Here is a 1235-nt window from a genome sequence, read left to right on the forward strand (position 1 = left end):
AGTGCTACGGGCAGGTTTTTTCTGAGAGGATTTCAGCAATGGCCGCAGCCACCCGCTCTTGTTGACAGGTGGTCAACTCAGGAAAACACGGCAAAGACAACACCTGAGCCGCACATAGCTCGGCATTGGGCAGATCCCCCCGCCTGTAGCCCAGCCCTCGGTACACCGGCTGCAGCGGCAACGGCAGAGGATAGTAAACCCGACTGCCAATGCCCCGCTCCTTCAACCGCTGCTGCAAATCGTCCCGCCGCCGCGAATCCAACGGCTCAGAACCCACCACCCGCACCGTGTACTGGTGCCACACCGAGTTCCCCCCCACCCCCACCTGGGGCAACATCAAGCCCGGGATCCCTTGCAGCAAGCGGTGGTAACACTCCGCAATCCCCTGCCGCCGCCAGTTCCACTCCCGCAGATAAGGCAACTTCACCGAGAGAATCACCGCCTGCAGCGCATCCAAACGACTGTTGAGACCCAGATACTCGTGGTGGTACGGACGGGTCTGCCCATGCTCCCTCAGCGCCCGCACCCGCCTGGCCAGTTGGGGATCCCGCGTCACCACCGCCCCCCCATCCCCAGCCGCACCCAGATTCTTGCTGGGAAAAAAGCTGAAGCAGCCCACCTCCCCCCAAGTGCCCACCGGCCTGCCCCCCCAGCAGGCCCCCACCGCCTGGGCACAATCTTCCACCACCGCCAAGCCGTGCCGCCGGGCAATAGCCAGAATCTGGGTCATGTTGGCCGCCTGCCCAAACAAATGCACCACCACCACCGCCTTGGTGCGGGGGGAGATGCTCCTTTCCAGCAGCTGCGGATCCAGGTTAAAGGTGCACGGATCCACATCCACAAACACCGGACGCGCCCCCACCCGGCTGATGGCGGCAGCCGAGGCAAAAAAACTAAAGGCACTGGTGAGCACCTCATCCCCCGCCTGGATGCCCAAAGCCTGCAAAGCCAACACCAAGGCATCGGTGCCGGAATTGCAGCCGACGGCCTCCAAAGAGCCACCCCCCAAAAACTGGGCAAACTGCTCCTCAAAGCGCTGCACCGCCGCCCCGCCGATGTACTGGCCAGAGGCCAGCAGCGCCTCCACCTGCGGCTGCAACACCGCGGCCAAAGCCCGGTACTGCCCCGTCAAATCCAGCAGCGGAATCGGCTCCTCCGTCATGGTGCTGCCTTTGGAGAAGGTGGCGGCCACAGCCCATCATCGCGGATGAGAGCCTGGGTAGACAACGCTCTGG

At 63.7% G+C, this 1235-nt stretch carries 1 protein-coding gene; it reads right to left on the reverse strand.

Annotation, left to right across the window (positions count from 1 at the left end; translation table 11 throughout):
- Positions 1-4 precede the first annotated feature (4 nt).
- Positions 5-1162, reverse strand: a complete 1158-nt coding sequence (locus NW820_RS11785) for a DegT/DnrJ/EryC1/StrS family aminotransferase (RefSeq protein ID WP_414407581.1) — start codon at positions 1160-1162, stop codon at positions 5-7.
- Positions 1163-1235 lie beyond the last annotated feature (73 nt).

This window comes from Synechococcus sp. R55.7, from assembly GCF_047461955.1.
GTDB lineage: Bacteria > Cyanobacteriota > Cyanobacteriia > Thermostichales > Thermostichaceae > Thermostichus.